Source organism: Sphingobium nicotianae (assembly GCF_018603885.1).
Lineage (GTDB): Bacteria > Pseudomonadota > Alphaproteobacteria > Sphingomonadales > Sphingomonadaceae > Sphingobium > Sphingobium nicotianae.
In genome coordinates this window covers 25,336-42,686 of the sequence record NZ_JAHGAW010000009.1, presented here as the reverse complement: position 1 = coordinate 42,686, position 17,351 = coordinate 25,336, and the positions used below count along the sequence as shown (strand labels likewise).

Annotated in this window: 14 protein-coding genes; 1 reads left to right on the top strand and 13 read right to left on the bottom strand. The window is 64.9% G+C overall.

The window, feature by feature from the left end; genetic code table 11:
* Window position 1: 1 nt before the first annotated feature.
* Window positions 2-481 (bottom strand): GNAT family N-acetyltransferase, encoded by a 480-nt coding sequence (locus KK488_RS14035; RefSeq protein ID WP_214624323.1) that lies wholly within the window; start codon window positions 479-481, stop codon window positions 2-4.
* Between the two features lie 328 nt (window positions 482-809).
* Here KK488_RS14035 and KK488_RS14030 point away from each other — a divergent pair, with 328 nt between their 5' ends.
* Window positions 810-3,101 (top strand): TonB-dependent receptor, encoded by a 2,292-nt coding sequence (locus tag KK488_RS14030; protein WP_214624322.1) that lies wholly within the window; start codon window positions 810-812, stop codon window positions 3,099-3,101.
* A 254-nt stretch (window positions 3,102-3,355) separates the two neighbouring features.
* On the opposite strand, the gene KK488_RS14025 is transcribed toward KK488_RS14030, so the two are convergent.
* The 12 genes from KK488_RS14025 to glgA form a co-directional block, all read right to left on the bottom strand.
* Window positions 3,356-4,099, bottom strand: coding sequence for a DUF2334 domain-containing protein (locus tag KK488_RS14025; protein WP_214624321.1), 744 nt, complete (start codon window positions 4,097-4,099; stop codon window positions 3,356-3,358).
* Complete coding sequence (locus tag KK488_RS14020) at window positions 4,089-5,267, bottom strand: glycosyltransferase (protein WP_214624320.1); 1,179 nt, start codon at window positions 5,265-5,267, stop codon at window positions 4,089-4,091. The genes KK488_RS14025 and KK488_RS14020 overlap by 11 nt, the downstream gene beginning before the upstream one ends.
* A gap of 113 nt (window positions 5,268-5,380) precedes the next feature.
* The gene (locus tag KK488_RS14015) at window positions 5,381-5,899 is read right to left on the bottom strand and encodes a DUF2141 domain-containing protein (protein ID WP_214624319.1); all 519 of its coding nucleotides are present in this window, start codon (window positions 5,897-5,899) and stop codon (window positions 5,381-5,383) included.
* On the bottom strand, window positions 5,899-6,930 hold the full coding sequence (locus KK488_RS14010; RefSeq protein ID WP_214624318.1) for a hypothetical protein: 1,032 nt from the start codon (window positions 6,928-6,930) through the stop codon (window positions 5,899-5,901). Before KK488_RS14010 ends, KK488_RS14015 begins: the two co-directional genes overlap by 1 nt.
* Before the next feature lie 242 nt (window positions 6,931-7,172).
* Window positions 7,173-7,964, bottom strand: coding sequence for a glutathione S-transferase family protein (locus KK488_RS14005; protein ID WP_214624317.1), 792 nt, complete (start codon window positions 7,962-7,964; stop codon window positions 7,173-7,175).
* Window positions 7,965-8,109: 145 nt separating this feature from the next.
* On the bottom strand, window positions 8,110-8,952 hold the full coding sequence (locus KK488_RS14000; protein WP_214624316.1) for a beta-etherase: 843 nt from the start codon (window positions 8,950-8,952) through the stop codon (window positions 8,110-8,112).
* Window positions 8,953-9,100: 148 nt separating this feature from the next.
* A complete protein-coding gene (locus KK488_RS13995) occupies window positions 9,101-9,877 on the bottom strand; it encodes a glutathione S-transferase family protein (RefSeq protein ID WP_214624315.1) in 777 nt (258 codons plus the stop codon).
* Window positions 9,878-9,952: 75 nt separating this feature from the next.
* Entirely contained in the window at window positions 9,953-10,870 is a 918-nt protein-coding gene (locus KK488_RS13990) for an SDR family NAD(P)-dependent oxidoreductase (RefSeq protein WP_214624314.1), read from the bottom strand.
* 281 nt (window positions 10,871-11,151) lie between these two features.
* A complete protein-coding gene (locus KK488_RS13985; RefSeq protein WP_214624313.1) occupies window positions 11,152-12,057 on the bottom strand; it encodes a cupin domain-containing protein in 906 nt (301 codons plus the stop codon).
* A gap of 339 nt (window positions 12,058-12,396) precedes the next feature.
* On the bottom strand, window positions 12,397-14,217 hold the full coding sequence (gene glgX / locus KK488_RS13980) for a glycogen debranching protein GlgX (protein WP_214624312.1): 1,821 nt from the start codon (window positions 14,215-14,217) through the stop codon (window positions 12,397-12,399).
* Window positions 14,214-15,845 (bottom strand): alpha-D-glucose phosphate-specific phosphoglucomutase, encoded by a 1,632-nt coding sequence (locus KK488_RS13975; RefSeq protein ID WP_214624311.1) that lies wholly within the window; start codon window positions 15,843-15,845, stop codon window positions 14,214-14,216. Before KK488_RS13975 ends, glgX begins: the two co-directional genes overlap by 4 nt.
* Window positions 15,842-17,296: a glycogen synthase GlgA gene (gene glgA / locus KK488_RS13970; RefSeq protein WP_214624310.1), complete on the bottom strand. Its 1,455-nt coding sequence runs from the start codon at window positions 17,294-17,296 to the stop codon at window positions 15,842-15,844. Before glgA ends, KK488_RS13975 begins: the two co-directional genes overlap by 4 nt.
* Window positions 17,297-17,351 lie beyond the last annotated feature (55 nt).

Here is a 17,351-nt window from a genome sequence, read left to right as displayed (position 1 = left end):
TTTACTGAAGCGCCAGCGCGAAGCGCTCGCCCGATGCGGCACGCGCCTCGAAGCCAAGGGTGCGGTAGAAATCCTGCGCGCGGTGATTGTCCGCGTGCGTCCCCACCGCCAGATAGCTGCACCCCTCCGCCCGCGCGAAGGTCAGCGCCGCATCGACCAGCAGCTTGCCGAGCCCGATTCCCCGCGAGCTCTCGATCACAAAGAGATGGTGCAGGTCGAGCCCGCGCTGGGTGAGCTGCGCGCGATAGAGCGGCGTCAGCAGCGCATAGCCCACCACATAACCGAAGCGCTCGACGACCAGCCCATGCAGCCAGGGCACCGGCCCGAACAGATCGGCCTGGAGCCGGGCGGCGTCGATCAGCGGTTCGTCGCCATGATGGCGGGCGAGCCGGGCGATCATGCCGGATACGACCGGCACGTCATGACGCGCCATCGGCCGCACCCGGCCTTGCGCTTCGATCGTCTCTTCGGAAAGTGTCACAGTGGCCTCCATCTTGGCCGCCACTGGTTGGTCTGTTCCGATCCCGCTCAGCGGCGGCATCGGTTCATATGATCGAACGAGCCGCGTCTATGTCAGACGGACCCAATAAAAGCTGGACGTGAGAACGCGCTCGATCATGCGGCGCTTCTGCTCATGGGCAAGCGCCTTTGTCAAGATTGTGTCCTTCGCGCGACAGTCCCGGCGCGATCCGCTTCCGTCCATTGCAACGGACGCCAACCTGTCACATTGCGGGCGTAGCGGCGGCGCACAAACAGTGCAGACTCATGTCGGGCCTCGCTAATAACCAAGACCTCCCAGGGGAACATTGATGAAGATGATAGCTCGCGCAGCCATGCTGGCTGCCGTAAGCCTGTGTGCGTTCAGCCAGGCTCAGATCGCCTTTGCGCAGACCGCCACGCCCGACGCGGCGGACGAAGCCGATGCTGGCGGAGCCGACATCGTCGTGACCGCCCAGCGCCGCTCTGAGAATGTGCGCGACGTGCCGATCTCGGTCGGCGTCATCGACGGCAACGGCCTGCGCGACTATCAGGCGGCAGGCGCGGATACGCTCCTCTCGCTCTCGGGCAAGGTGCCGAGTCTCTATGTGGAGTCGACCACCGGCCGCATCTTCCCGCGCTTCTACATTCGCGGCCTCGGCAATATCGACTTCTATCTCGGCGCCTCGCAGCCCGTGTCGATCATCCATGACGACGTCGTGCTCGAGCATGTCGTGCTCAAGTCCAATCCCGCGTTCGACATCGCCCAGGTGGAAGTGCTGCGCGGCCCGCAGGGCTCGCTGTTCGGCCGCAACACCACAGCCGGCATCGTCAAGTTCGACACCGCCCAGCCGACCAAGACGGCGCAAGGCCAGATCAGTGCCTCGTGGGGCACTCACAACAGCATCAACGTCGATGCCGGCATCGGCGGGCCGGTGACGGACGACGGCCGGATCAGCGTCCGCTTCTCGGCGCTCTACCAGCATCGCGACAATTTCATCGACAACACCTTCGCCGGCACCAGCGCCGACGGCACCCGGACGCCGCAGAAGAACGCGATGGGCCGCTTCGACGAGCGTGACGTGCGCGCGCAGGTGCTCTTCGAGCCGACCGACGCACTTTCGGTGCGCTGGTCGAGCCATTTCCGCGACTATGAGGGCACGTCGACGCTCTTCTATCGCGGCTCGATCACCAAGGGCAGCAATGCCGTACCGGCCAATTTCGACATCACCAAGGTGGCGCTCGACGAGGGCAACAACAATCCGCAGGCCTATCAGACCTTCGGCCACTCGCTGAACGTCGCCTACGACTTCGGCGGTGTGACGCTCACCTCGATCACCGCCGTCGAGGGCTCGCACGGCTATAGCCGCGGCGATACGGACGGCGGCGCCGCCGCCAATTTCGGCGGCGTCGGCTTCGGCCAGTCGCAGGGCCGCTTGCGCAAGCTGCGCCAGTGGACGCAGGAACTGCGCCTCGCCAGCAGCGACACCGCGCAGTTCAAATGGCAGGTCGGCGGCATCTTCTTCGACGCGCGCGACATGACCGAGTTCGATCAGCGCGCCTATTTCCTCACCGGCGCCGCCAACAATCCGAACAACAATGTTCTGCTGCGCAACGTCAATACCGCCTGGGGCATCTTCGGTCAGGCGAGCTACGATTTCACCGACAAGCTGACGCTGACCGCCGGCATCCGCGAATCCGGCGATCTCAAGAAGACTTATCTGCTCCGTCCGGCCGCCAACGCCGCCGGCGTCTCGACCTATGCCGGCCGCACCTATGTGCGCCTGTACGACAGCGAGCCGAGCTGGGACGTCAGCCTGCTCTACAAGATCACGCCGGACGTGAACGTCTATGCCCGCGTTGCCCGCGGCTTCCGCGGCCCGACCATCCAGGGCCGCTCGGCCGTGTTCAATGCCGACTTCACCACCGCGACCTCGGAGACCAACACCTCCTATGAAGTGGGCGTCAAGACCGCCTTCCTCGACAATGCGGTGCATTTCGATCTGTCGGGCTTCTATTATGAGGTGAAGAACATCCAGCTCAACGGCAATGACAGCAACGGCAATGGCGTGCTGTTCAATGCCGACAAGGCCAAGGGCTACGGCCTGGAAGCGCAGCTGGACGTCCGGCCGGTGCAGGGCCTGCGCCTGAATGCCGGCCTCAGCCTGCTGCATACCGAGATCGACGACAAGCGCGTCTATGCGCAGGTCTGCGCGCTCAGCGGCGTGGTGGTCTGCACGGTGCAGGATCCCACGATCAAGATCGGCGCCAACACCTTCGCGCAGATCGACGGCAATCCGCTGCCGAATGCGCCGCGCTACAACCTGAACCTGAGCGCCCGCTACGATCTGCCGCTCGGCCCCGGCCGTGCCTTCGTATCGACCGACTGGAACATGCAGGGCTATACCAGTTTCGTGCTCTACAAGACGCCCGAGTTCACCTCGGACGGCAATTTCGAGGGCGGTCTGAAGGTGGGTTACGCGACGGACAATTACGAGATCGCCGGTTTCGTGCGCAACATCACCGACGAACGCAACCTGATCGGCGTGATCGAGAACTATATGGCCGGCGTCTATAACGAGCCGCGCGTGTTCGGCGTCTCTGTCAGCGGCCGCTTCCGCTAAGATTGCAGGGGCGGGCTTCATCAGGCTCGCCCCCCGCTCCCTGCCAGTGTTCCTGCGAAGGCAGGAGCCCAGGGCGGATAAGCCGGTCTCCTGCGCCCTAGGCTCCTGCTTTCGCAGGAGCACTGGTTGCGCCAGGCTGACCTAGTATACTTTCCTGCCGTGTCGCGGGTCGCGTCGACCCGCTCAGCGCGGCGCCAACGTGTCTCGACTTCGCTCGACACGAACGGACCGGTTCTATCTGAACAGAACAGACTCTAAAGCAACTCCGCGTAACGCCCCGGCCGGTGGCTGCGCGTCATCCGCCGCAGGGTCGCGCCGATGCTCTCCAGCAACGCCGGCACCCCGGTATCACCCGGATGCACCGCGACGCGCGCGACCTTCTTCCAGCGCAATACCGTCGGCAGCGCCCAGGCCGCAAACAAGGATGAGGCGATGCGCGGCTTGCTCCGGCTCGCCCAGGTGATCACCGGGCCACTCGCCAATGGCCGCTCAACCGCACCGGGTTGCCAGACCCGCCAATGATCCTCGGCCATGGCGAAGCCCGCCCGCGCCATCGCGGCATGGGCGCCCGGCCCGTAGAGCCAGGCCGGCGCGATGAAGCCCGCGACCGGACGGCCGATAATGTCCTCGATCAGCGCGCGGCCCTGCGTCATGCGCTGGTAGGCGGTCTCCTCGTCGAGGCCGAGAAACTCCCCCTCGGACGCGGTCATATGCTTCGCCTTCATCCGCGCGGCGAAGCTCTCATGCGCGCTCGTGTCGCGGTGATACCAACCGTGGACGAACATCTCCGCACCCGCGTCCGCCCAGTCCCGCAGTCGCGCGGCAAAGGGCGTCCCCGCCTTGAGCGGCGCCTCGCCCCAATGATCCGGCACCACCAGCATGGCGATCTTCTCAACCGGCACGTGGGCAGCGAGATGATCGCGCAGACGATCCACCTGCGTCTCCGAACGCGGCCCGACATCGTGGATCGACGTCAGCAGGAGGCGTTCAGGCGACATGCGACACATTCTTGCGCAACTGCGCCGCATAGAGCGCGAACAAGGCTTCGAAATGCGCTTCCATGGTCGGCACGCGCCAGGCGTTGGCGGCAGCCCGGCGACGCGCTCCTGCCGGATCGCTCGCCAGGAAATCCGCGATCGCCGCCGCCAGCGCAGCCCCGCTGCGCGCCTTGTAGAGCGCGCCCTGCCCCGGCACGAACTGGTCGCTGGCGCCGCCCTCGTCGGGCACGATGATCGGCAGGCCGCTCGCCTTGGCCTCGGCGGCCGCCAGGCAGAAGGTCTCCGCCTCGCAGCCATGGACGAGCGCATCGGCGCTGGCGAGGATGGTCGCGAGGTCGCGGCGGTCCGTCACCGGCGCGGCGAGATGGACGGTCGGGTTGCGCATCGCGGCGCGGACCACCTTGGCGCGCTCGCGCCCGTCACCGAACAGGATGAGGCCGATCGGCCGCTGATAGCCCGCCGCCGTCACCGCATCGAACACCATCGGCCAGCGCTTCTCGCTCGCATGCCGGCCGAGGGCGATCAGCAGCGTCGCTTCCGGACCGAGCCCGCAGCGCTCGAGCAGCCGCGTGCGCAGGTCGAGGTCGCGCAGCGCGGGATCGAACAGGCCGCTCTCCACGCCCATTGGCATGGTGTGGACATTGGTCATGCCGCCCTCGATGAGGCGGTCGCTGAGGCTCCGTCCGGCACTGATCACCAGCTCATAGCTCTCGTCCAGCTTGCGCAGATGCCGCCAGAACCAGTCGAACGCGCTGTCGATCGTGTCGCGCGAGGCGATCGGGCTGAACCAGCGATAGGCATAAGCGGAGAGCGGATCGGCATGCATGATCAGCGCGCGCGGCACATCGGCCTCCCAGCGCGCGACCATGGCCGGGCTGCTCCACGGCGAGGACACCTCGACCAGATCGGGCTTCAGGTCGTCGAGCGCGGCATGCAGCGCCGGCTCATCCTGGAAATAACGGTAGCGGCGATCGACCGGCAGCGTCGGCCCCTTGATGGTGCGGATCGAGCCGCCGGGGCTTTCGAACAGCAGCTCGTCCTTTTCGCCCGGCGCGAGGATGATGACTTCCTGCTCGCCCGGCGTCGCCGCCGCGATCTTGCGCTCGACATAGGTCTTCACGCCGCCGCCCTGCGGCGCATAGAAGGCGCAGACGTCGACTATTCTCACCGGATGCCGCCAGCCATGATCAGGGTCATGGCCACGTCTCTAGGATGGGCGAGCAGCGTCCGCAACTGGCGCAACACTTAAGCCCCTCCTCTTCAGAGGAGGGGAGTTGAGGACTACTTCTTCAGCGGACCGAAGCTGAACAGACCGACGCGATACTGCATCGTCACCGTGATGCGCGTCGGGCCATTGCCGGTCGTCGCCGCCGCGCTTTTCCAGGCGGGCTTGGACCAGCCGAGCTTGGGATCGCCCGGGAAACCGATACCATCCTTGGAGAGGCCGAACTTGCGGTTGCTGTCGCGATCGTGGAGCAGGCTCAACGTGTAGGTGCCGGCCGCCGGCGCACGCACGCACAGGACCACCGGTCCGGTCTTCGGCACGTCCATCTCGACCCGCCGGAACGTCTTGCCCGCCGCGACGAGCTTGTTATCGTCCTGCAAGAAGTCGTCGTCATTGGGCGGATAGAGCTCGACCTTGACGCGCCCCTGCCGGTCCTTGAGGCCGGCCAGCGTGATCAGGAAGGCCGGGCCGCTCTCGTTCGGGCGGCAGCGTCCCTCGGCCGTACCAAGATCAGGGGTGGACGGAATTGCCGCGCCGCCTGACGCAGCGGCGAGCAACAACAAACTCATCGACATCAGCTGTTTCTTTCACGGATGAGGCCAGAGAGGCCGAAAGTGAGGCCGACCACCAGATGCGCGGCCACGGTCAGGCTGGCGAGCAGCGCCATGGCATGGACGATCTCGGTGTCACGACCGACAAAGAAGGTGGCGAGACTGACGAAGATCACATCCTTGTTGGGCATGAACGGCAGCCGCGAGAGCAATTGCCGCATCGTCGCCAGCAGCAGCCAATAGGCAAAGGCCACGCCGGGCAGGATGAGGTGCCAGAGCAGCCCGCTCAGCAGCGCATAGGAGATGATGCGCAGGAAATGGACATTCGCGATGAACCACAGATCGCGCGAGGGCAGCGTGAACAAGGTCCGCCGCAGCACCAGGAAGGCGACAGACGTGCCCAGCACGAAGGCGATCGACCAGGCGAAGGTGTTGCTGGAGATGCCCAGATTGAGCTGCCCGATCATCGGCGCGGCGAGAATCACCATGACGATCGTCGAGATATTGCCGGTCAGCGCCGAGAGGATCGTCACGTCCTTGATCGCGCCGAATGGCGAGGCGACCGTGTTCACATGACGCTTTGCCCAGGCGTAGAAATACACCTCGCCGAGATAGCCGAGCAGGATCTCGTTGCTGACGAACTTGCGCAGCAAGGCGCCCATGCCGGAGAAGGGCAGGCCCCACAGGCGGCGGAACATGATCCAGTCCGTAAACGGCGCCTGGAAATAGCTGACCACGAAGACGATCCAGAAGAGCGGCGATGTCGGCAGCAGGCTGGTGAGGTCACCAAGCTTGAGATCGCGCAACTGATACAGCGCGGCGGCGAGCAGCAGCAGCGAAACGGCGGGCCCGAAATAGCGCGGCCAGTTGCGGCTCCGCTCGACCAGCGGCTTGGGGTCGATGAATCGCCCGACACCCGCCGCAACATTCGCCGCACTCGCGACCTCGCTGCCAGGTGCGGCAAATTCCCCGCCTTTGTCCATGTTTTCAATCCCGTCAGGCAAGGTCAGGGCAGTGCTCGTGCCAAAATCCGGGCCGTATGTAGCTAGTTTCACTGGTCCCCGCTAGGCAATGATTGTGGCGGTATCTGGACCATTGCATGGCACTGCTGAACGCAAAGTGGCGGGTTCGTTCAGCCTTGCGACAGGAAGGAACGGAGCAGCAAGCCGCCAAGGATGCGCTGATCGAGCGGAGCATAAACCAAGGAGAAGCTCCCCGAGGCCGCGCAAACATCGCCTTGGCGAACCAACGCCGGGCTCCTCAGCTCACCTAGGCAATGTCTGGTTCGATCGGAGACTTACGCGACCAGCCCCAATTCCGCATCGCTCGCGGCATGGCCCCATTTGTCGCGCGGTGGCATCGGGCGATCGCGCCAGTCGAAGTCCGGCGAGAAGCTGGAGATTTGCCGACCGTCGGGAATGCGGCCATTCCCGCCGCCCTGGCTATAGTCATAATAGAGCTTCAGCAGCTCTTCCCTGCTGCGATGCTGCGCGGCCGGATGCGACACGCAGGCCTCGCGCCAGCGCAGCACGCGATCATACTGGGCCGGCACCTCATAATTCTCATAATAATCGAGGAACCATAGCCGCTTGAACATCGGCGTCATCGCCACCTCAGCCCAGCCGAACCGGTCCTCGAAGAGGAAATCCGCACCGGTTGCATAGCGCTTCAGGAACGCGTCGATCTTGCCGAACTCGGCATCGACCGCCGCACGCATTTCATCGCGCTTGGACGGATCGCGGTTGAGGATCATGCGATAGCCCGATCCCGAGAACGGCCCTGCCAGCTCCGCCAGCATCCCCTCGACCGCATGCTTGAACGGATCGGGATGCGCGACCGCCGGATCGGGATAGCGCTGCTCCAGATAGCGCAGGATGACCATGCTCTCCTTCAGGCTCTCGCCATTCTCGACATCGAGCAAAGGCAGCGCGGTCGTCCCTCCGCTCTTGGCCAGCAGCCAGTCCGGGCGCGGTTTGGAGATGTCGATCTCGACATCTTTCATCGCCAGGCCCTTCAGCGCCAGCATGATCTCGATCCGCTCCGAGAAGGGGCAGCCGGGGATATGATAGATGGTCAGTTCCTGGGTCATAGGTCCTCCCTTCTTAGCCCCTCCTGTTCAGAGGAGGGGTTGGGGTGGTGCTTCGACGCTGCAATCTTGTCGCGACGCGCGCGATGCTGGCGCATCGCCACCACCCCCGGCCCCTCCTCTGAAGAGGAGGGGTGACATGCGGTCCTCAATCCTTCGACGCCACCCGCTCCGGCATCTTGGTCGCCGCCGGGCCGGTGTTCACATGCTGCCCGCCCGCGCCCGCGGGGCCCGTGACTGGCACGAACGGTTCCGGATCGCCTTCGCGCAATTGCAGCCCGAACAGCGAGTGCATCCCCGGATGCCGCCCCAGCCCGCCAAACAGATCGAACCCACGATCCAGCCAGTCGCGCAGCGGATCATTCTCGACCAGCGGCGGCGTGCGCGCCACCGAGGCAGTCCAGAGAAACACGGCGAGCGCCGAATAGTCAGCGAAATTGGGCTGATCGCCGCCCAGCCACCTGGTCTCGGCGAGGATCTTGCGGAACGGCCCCAGCGTCGGCGAGACCAAAGGCAGGCGATCCTCGCGACCGGCCTGCACATCCTCGAGTCTTTGCCCGCCAAGGAACCACTGCTCGCGGCTCCAGCGCACATACTCCCGGTCCTGCGGCAGCGAGAGATCGTGATAGTCGAGAATATAGCAGCGGAACCACGGGCCGATGGCGGTCTGCCACAGCCAGTTGTCGAGGAACTTCATCAGATTCTTCTGGGTCGCCCCCTCGAACAGCATCGGCCGGTCGGGATATGTCTCGTCGAGATATTCCGCGATCACCCAGCTATCGAGCACCCATTCGCCGTCATCAACGATGACCGGAACGCGCTCGGACTTGCCGCCGGTGCGCTCCAGGATGCCGGTGAAGCCGCCCGGCACGATGTCGATGTCGAAGCCCTTGTGCGCCAGCGCATATTTGGTGCGCCACACATAGGGGCTGATCGTGCAGCCGCTTTCGAGCTGCAGGTCGAACAGGGTGATGGTGTTGTTCTTGGCCATGGGCCCGTCCTCTCTAGCGAAACCATTCCCCTTCCGTTCGCCCTGTGCTTGTCGAAGGCTGTCCTTCTTCAAGAAAAGGGCGAGGCTTCGACAGGCTCAGCCCGAACGGATGAGGGAATGTCCTCGATCTGCGCTTACGCCTGCACCTTTACGCCTGCACCTTCTTGTCGGCGTCCTTCAGCAGTTCCTCGCGCTTGGCCTTGGCGAACATCTCCTTGATCGCCGGCCGCGCGTTGACGCGGTCGAGCCAGGCGCACAGGCCCGGCGTCTTCTGCTCGTTCACATAGTCCTGGAAGAAGCCACCGGGGCGCTGCAGGCCATTGGCGATGGCGAAGTTACAGATGTCGGCGAGGCTGTAGCCGCTGTCGACCAGATAATCCTGCTTCGAGAGCGTCTCCTCCAGCCGCGCGACCGAGACGCCGACCTTGCGGAATTCCTCGTCCAGCATCTCCTGCGGGAAGCCGTTGCGCGCGCGCCGCCACTTCACCTGCTGCTCGGGGATCGTCACCTTCGTCGTGACATGCTCCTCGAACTCCTCGTCGGTCATCTTCTGCGCAATCGCCTTGATGCCATAGGCCCAGCCGATGGTGGAGACACACCAGCAGAAATACTCGTCGACCCACTTGGTCCACACGCGCATCTCGGCGCGCTTGAAGGGATCGGCGGGCCGCAGCGAATTGCCAGCCTCGGGGAAGACGTCCTCGAGATATTCGCAGATCACCGTCGATTCGGTAACAACCTTGCCGTCGTGCCAGAGCGCGGGCACCTGACCGCGGGGGTTGATCGCCTTGAACCAGTCCGAATGCTGCTCGAACTTGGCGGGATCGACAAAGACCGGCTCGAACTTCAGCCCTTTTTCGTAGAGTGTGGCAAGCGGCTTGAGGCTGTTGGCTCCGGGGCCGAAGCTGTAGAGTTTGAGGGTCATGTCTGTCTCCTAATCGCGTGATGCATCATGCGGCAAAGGGCGCGGCGATGCGATCGCCAACGCCCGCAAATTTCGTCAGGCGCCTTCCTTGTTGCCCTCGGCGAAGACGCGGGTGCGGTCGCGGCCCCAGTTGACCAGCGCCTCGACGCGCTGCTTTGCGCCCTCGGGATCGCTGTCCATCGGCGCGACCGAGTCGATGATCGCCTGGAAATGCTTCTCCAGCCCCTCGCGCACCTCGGGATAAGGGATGATGTAGAGCGCATTCTCCTGAATGCCCTTGTAGATCGCCTGGCCGAGCGCCTCGGGCTCCAGGCCGTGCTGGTGGATCGAGTGGAGCGAGGCGATCGACTCCTCGTTCTCGACATAGCCGCTGGTGCCATATTTGGCGGGGCGCAGGCGCGAGGCTTCGGCGATGTTCGACTTGATGTTGGCCGGGGTCGCCACCGATACGCCGATGTCATATTTGGCGAGGCCCTGGCGATAGCCCTCCATCAGGTTGATGCTCGCGGCCTTGGCGGCCGAATATGGCCCGGCCAGCGCGCTGCCCATGAAGCCGCCGAGCGACGAGACGGTGACGATGTGGCCCGGCACCCCTGCCTTGATCATGCGCGGGATGAAGGTGACGCAGCCGTTGATCACGCCATTCAGATTGACGCCGATGATCCAGTCAAAGTCATCATAGGTGGTGAGCTCGATCGGCCCGAAGCTGTTCACGCCCGCCGTGTTGGAAAGAATGGTCGGGGCGCGGCCAAACACCGTCTCGACCCCATCGGCGGCCTTCGCATAGGCGTCGCGATCCATGATATCGAGCACGATGCCATGGCATTTGATCTGCAGTTCGCGCAGCTCGGTCAGCGCCGTTTCGATGGCCTCCGCGCGCACGTCGGCGATGACGATCTCCGCGCCGGCCCGTCCGAAGACCTTGGCCTGGCCAAAGCCCGCGCCCGATGCGCCGCCGGTGATGAACGCCAATTGGCCGCTGAAATCTTGCATGTACGCCTCTCCTTCTGTCCTGCCCGAGCGACAGAGTGAGACAGGCACTGGCTGAATCACCGATCGGGCATCCTGCGTCGGCAGCCGCGACGCGAAAGGAGGACACTTCTCATCGACGAAGAGTGCCGCTACCGAATCCTTTCACGCACGCCTGCCGGACGAACGCCGAGGCTTTCGACATAATTTTGGACAATGTCAACAATGGCGCGCCGAACCGGGACAGTCGGCGTTGGCGGCTTCGGGAATGATGAGCCCGCCATCATCCCGAAGCCCACCGGATATCACGGCATCGGATATTCGTCGGCATTCTTCACCCAGCCGTCCATCCGCGAGAAATCGAAGCGCGGCGGCGCGAAGATGTCGATCAGGTGGCACGGTGGCTTGGGCGTCGGGATCGACGTGTGGACCACCTGCGAAGGGATGACCGTGATCGACGGAGACTCGCAATCGATGATGCGATCGTCGCGCCAGGCCTTCCGGTTGGGGATCCAGGGCCAGCGCAGATAGTGGCGGTAATTGCCCTGCAAGGTCAGCGAGCATTGCTCGAAATCCTCGTGGCTGTGCGGCGACAGGCGATCCTGATCGCGCTCCACATCGACCACCGGGAACAGGTTGATCATGAGATTGGTGGAGCGGTACAGGTTCATGAACTGGCCCGGCGCGTTCTGCGCATCCATCGGATACAGGCGCAGCTTGAAGCCCTCGGGCGGATTGGGCCAGGGCTGGTAAGGCGCGATGTTCGGATGCGGCTCGCGATAGCTCTCCGCATTGGCGCTGATCTCGCACAGATCCGGCGCGACCGAGCTGAACAGGCGGACCACCTGCCCACCCTCCTTCACCGTGATCTTGCTCGCGCCCGGCGGGATGATCGCGAGCTTGTAGCGCACGTCGCTCGCGCTGCCATTGGCGGTCTCGATGTCGACCACCGTCCGCTTCTCCGGGAAGAAGGTCATATATTCGTCGGGCTGGTCGTCGCGCGAGAGCACCGTACCGGGTTCGGCTTCCGTATAGGCCAGCACGAAATTCTGGCCGCGGCCGTACCAGGTCTTGTAGCCCGGGCCGCTTTCCTGCGGCGGGCTCTTGTGAAATTCCATCAACTCCACGTCGGCATAATCGAGCACCGGCTGCTTCCCCGCCGTTTCCGAGCTCTGCTTCATCTTCGATCGCGGATCCTTGGCATCATACATGACTCGCTTCTCCTCTCCCCTCGATCTTGAAGAAGCGGTTGACCTTGTCAACGACAGACAGGCATTTTTGTTACGGCATGTGATACGATGTTTCGATTAATTGGCCTGGGACACCTCCCAATGCGCGCCGAGCGCCCACAGGTCCGGTTCGTCCCTGTCCTACAGACCCGCTGTCATGGCACTATCGTCAAGCGCCCGACCGCGCTTGCTCTTTGATCCCGTGAGCCCAATCCCCGAAATCACTGCCCTGTCTCGCCCTCGGTAAGCTTTTGCCAAAAACGCCATGCCTCACACGTGCGATGTTCGTGAGGTTATAAGAACCAACACATTGTATTTACATCATAAACCAGATTCATCATCAGTGAAGATCGATGTCGATACGCGCCGTTCCGCACGATCAATCGTCAGGCGGAAGGTCCCTCCGCCGACCAAAGCGGCTTCGTAATACACGACCTGCGTCTGCGGCGCTTCCCAGTCCGCGACGCTCATCTCGGCCCCATCGGCCCGCATCCACCGGCCCGGCTCCGGGAAACGCGTAAAATGGTCGAGATGCGCGGCCCGCGCCGCCGACAGCGCCGCCGTGAAATCCTCCAGCCCCAGATCGCGCCCCGCCCAGTCGACCCAGCTCAGCGCATTGTCCTGCGCATAGGCATTGTTGTTCCCGCGCTGGGTGCGGCCGAACTCGTCCCCGGCGGTCAGCATGATCGCCCCGGTCGAGGCGAACAGGGTCGCGAGCAAGGCGCGCAGGTCCGCCTGGCGCCGCGCAATCACGTCCGGGTCATCGCTGGGGCCCTCGGCGCCGTGATTCCAGCTGAAATTCTCGTCATGCCCGTCGCGATTCTGCTCGCCATTGGCCTCGTTATGCTTGGTCGCGTACGTCACCGTGTCGGCCAGCGTGAAGCCGTCGTGCGCGGCCAGGAAATTGACGCTGCGAGTGGGCTTGCCGAAAATGTCGGAAGAGCCGGCAATCCGCGTCACCAGCGCCCCGATGCCCTCCTCGCCGCGCCAGAAGCGGCGGACATCGTCGCGATACCGGTCGTTCCATTCGAGCCAGTCCGCCGGAAATTGGCCAAGCTGATAGCCGCCCGGTCCTATGTCCCACGGTTCGGCGATCAGCAACCGGTCGGCGAGCCAGGGATCGGCGGCGATCTCGTGGAAGATCGGCGCCTGCGCATCGAAGCCCGGTCCCCGCGCCATGACCGTGGCAAGATCGAAGCGGAAGCCGTCGACACCCGCCTGCCGCACGAAATGACGCAGGCTGGCGAGGACCAGCGCGCGCACCTCCGGCTCCGCGCAGTTGAGCGTGTTGCCCGTGCCGGTGTCGTTGATCAGCCGACCGCCGGGCTCCAGCGCATAATAAGCGCGCTCACCCAGTCCGCGCATCGAGAGCGTCGCCCCCAATCGGTCGCTCTCCCCCGTATGGTTGAACACGAGATCGAGCACGACGCCGATCCCCGCCCGATGCAGTGCCGCGACCGTCTCGCGCAGTTCCGCCATCCCGCCGGGGCACAGCCGCGGATCAAGCGCCATCGGTACGACGGGGTTGTAGCCCCAGACATTGGTCAGCCCCAGCGGCGGCAGGTGTCGCTCGTCGATCCAGGCGACGATCGGCATGAGTTCGACGGCCGCGACCCTCAGTTTCCTGAGATGCGCGATCACCGCCGGATGCGCGAGCGCTGCCACGGTCCCGCGTTCATGCTGCGCAACATCGGGGTGCAGCATCGTGAAGCCGCGCACATTGATCTCGTAGATCAGCCCGCCCGGCACGAAGCGCGGCGGCGTCCGGCGCATGTCGGTGAGCGGCGCCTCGATCACCGATCTGGGCACCAGCCCCGCCGTATCGACGCCGCGTTCGCCAAGCCGCGGATCATGGACGAACACGCGGTCGATCGCGGTCGCATAGGGGTCGACCAGCAGCTTGGCGGGATCGAACCAGAGGCCGCGCTCGGGCGCCCACTCCCCCGCCGCGCGAAAGCCATAAAGCTGCCCGGCCCCGATCGCGGGCACCTCGGCGCGCCAGACGTCACCGTCGCGGGCCATCGTCACATGTCGCTCGGCCTCACCGTCGAACAGGCAGAGCGTGAGGGCGCCAGCATCCGGCGCCCAGACGGCGAATTCCGCGCCACCGCGTGTCAGGCGAGCCCCGCGCAGATCGCTCACGTCACGACATCAGGCGCCGTCCGCCCGGTATGGCGCGCGATGCCGGCGATCGCATCCGCGGCGGTGACGAGATCGGCCAGCATAGCCGGCGTTTCCGCGTCCAGCACGCCATCGGGTCCCTGGACGGTCTCGAGATAGACACGCAAGGTCGCCCCCTCGGTGCCGGTGCCGGACAAGCGGAAGACGATCCACGCGTCGTCGCCGAACATCACGCGCAACCCCTGATTGGCGCTGATCGAGCCGTCGACCGGATCGGCATAGGCGAAACTGTCCGCCGCCGCGACGGTGAGCGGTCCGACGCTGCGCCCCGGCAGCGACGGCAGCGACGCCGTCAGTTCGGCCATCAGCGCATTGGCCCTGTCGGTCTCGATGCCCTCATAATCATGCCGCGCATAATAGTTCCGCCCGAACTGCGCCCAATGGTCACGCGCCAGCGCATCGACCGGAATCCGGCGCACGGCCAGGATGTTGAGCCAGAGCAGCACCGCCCAGACGCCATCCTTCTCGCGGACATGATCGCTGCCTGTCCCCGCGCTTTCCTCGCCGCAGATCGTCACCAAGCCGGCATCGAGCAGGTTGCCGAAGAACTTCCAGCCCGTCGGCGTCTCATAGCAGGGCAGGCCCAGCGCCTGCGCCACCCGGTCCGCCGCCGCGCTGGTCGGCATCGAGCGCGCGATCCCCTTGAGGCCGCCGGCATAGCCCTTGGCCAGATGCGCATTGGCGGCCAGCATCGCGAGCGAATCCGAGGGCGTCACGAAGCGTCCCTTGCCGATGATCAGATTGCGGTCGCCATCGCCATCCGATGCCGCGCCGAAGTCCGGCGCATCCGCGCCCATCATGAGGTCGTAGAGCGCCTTGGCATGAACAAGGTTCGGGTCGGGATGATGATGGCCGAAATCCTCAAGCGGCGTGCCATTACGCACCGTGCCGGCCGCGAAGCCCAGCCGCCGCTCGAAAATCTCGTGCGCATAGGGCCCGGTCACCGCGCTCATCGCATCGAAGGCCATGGTGAAGCCCCCGGCCGCCATCGCGCCGATCGCGTCGAAGTCGAACAACGTCTCCATCAGCGCCGCATAATCGGCCACGCTGTCGACGATCTCCACCGTCATGCCGCCGACACTGACCGTTCCGATGGCATCCAGGTCGATGTCCGCCGCGTCGACCGTCAGCCAGCGATCGATCGTCTGCGTCCGCGCGTAGATCGCCTCGGTCACCTTCTCCGGCGCCGGTCCGCCGTTGGCGACATTATATTTGATGCCGAAATCCTCGTCCGGCCCGCCCGGATTGTGGCTCGCCGAGAGCACCAGCCCGCCAATCGCCTTATAATGCCGGATGAGATGGCTTGCGGCCGGCGTCGACAGGATGCCGCCCTGCCCGACCATCACCTTGCCAAAGCCGTTGGCCGCCGCCATGCGGATCGCCTGCTGGATGACCGTGCGATTGTGGTAACGCCCGTCGCCGCCGATGACGAGCAGCGCGCCGTCCTTGTCATCCACCACATCGAAGACCGACTGGATGAAATTCTCTGAATAATTGGGCTGCTGGAAGACGCGCACTTTCTTGCGCAGGCCGGAGGTGCCGGGTTTCTGTCCGTCGAAGGGCGTCGTCGCGATGGTGAGGATCGTCATTGCTGCTCCTTGAGGCCCCGATAGAGCGCAGCATAATCCGCTCCGCTCTTCGCCCATGAAAAGTCGGTCGCCATGCCGCTTCGCTGGATCTGCCGCCACGTCGGCGCATCGCCATAGAGCCGGATCGTGCGGGTGATCGCGTCGGCGAGTCCCTCGTAGTTCACCGGCGAGAACTGGATGCCGGTCGCGGCCCTGGCAGCGATCGCGGCGACATTGGCGTCGACCACAGTGTCCCCCAGCCCGCCCGTTCGCGCCACCACGGGCACACAGCCATAGGCCAGGCCATAAAGCTGCGTGAGCCCGCACGGCTCGAACCGGGAAGGCACCAGGATTGCATCCGCCCCGCCCTGCAGGAGATGCGCAAGTTCCTCGTCATAGCCGATGCGGATGCCGACCCGTCCGGGATGACGCGCCGCGGCTGCATGCAGCCCCGCCTCGATCGCGGCATCGCCAGTGCCGAGCAGCGCCAGCCGCCCGCCGAGGCCGACGAGATGATCGATCACCTCAATGAGCACATCCATGCCCTTCTGCCACGTCAGCCGGCTGATGACGGTGAACAGCGGTCCATGGTCCGGCGTCAGGCCGAACGCCGCCTCGACGGCACGCTTGTTGCCCATGCGCGCGCCGAGCGTCTTCGCGGTGAAGGGGGCGGCGAGCGCCGCGTCGGTCGCCGGATTCCATTGCTGCGTGTCGATGCCGTTGACGATGCCGGAAAGGCGATCCTGTCGCCCCTCGATCAGTCCTTCGAGACCCATGCCGAATTGCGGCTTGCGGATCTCGTCGGCATAGCCCGGGCTGACCGTCGTGATCGCATCGGCCAGCATCATGCCCGCTTTCAGCATGCCGACGCCGCCATGATATTCGACACCCTCGATCGAGAAGGCCGTGCGCGGCAGCTCCAGCCGGGGAAAGAAATCAGCGCCGAAATAGCCCTGGAACGCCATGTTGTGGACGGTCATGACGCTGGCCGGGCGGCGCTCGGACGCATCGCCATAAACGAGATAGGCCGGGGCCAGCCCCGCCTGCCAGTCATGGGCGTGCAGTACGTCGAACGCTTTCACGCCGGCGCGGCCGGTCGCGATGTCGGCGCCCGCCTTCGCCAGCGCCGCGAAGCGCAGGCCATTGTCGAACCAGTCGCGCCCCATGGCGTCGGCATAGGGTCCGCCGTCGCGATCATAGAAGGCCGGCGCGTCGAGCACGAGGATCGGCCGATCGTCATGCCGGCCGGCGAGGATGCGCGCGGGCGTGCCGAGCAGAGCCGCATATTTGTGCACCGTCCGCTTTCGGCCCAGCGCGCGCATCACCGCGGGATAGCCAGGCAGGAAACGCGTCATGGCGATGCCGTGCGGCGCCACCGCCGCGGGGAGCGCGCCCACGACATCGGCAAGCCCGCCGGTCTTGACCAGCGGCCAGCATTCGGACGCGACGGAAAGGACGGTGAGGTCAGTCAACGATGATCTCTTAGCCCCACAAGCGAAGAAAGGAGGATCGGTAAGCCCCTCTCCT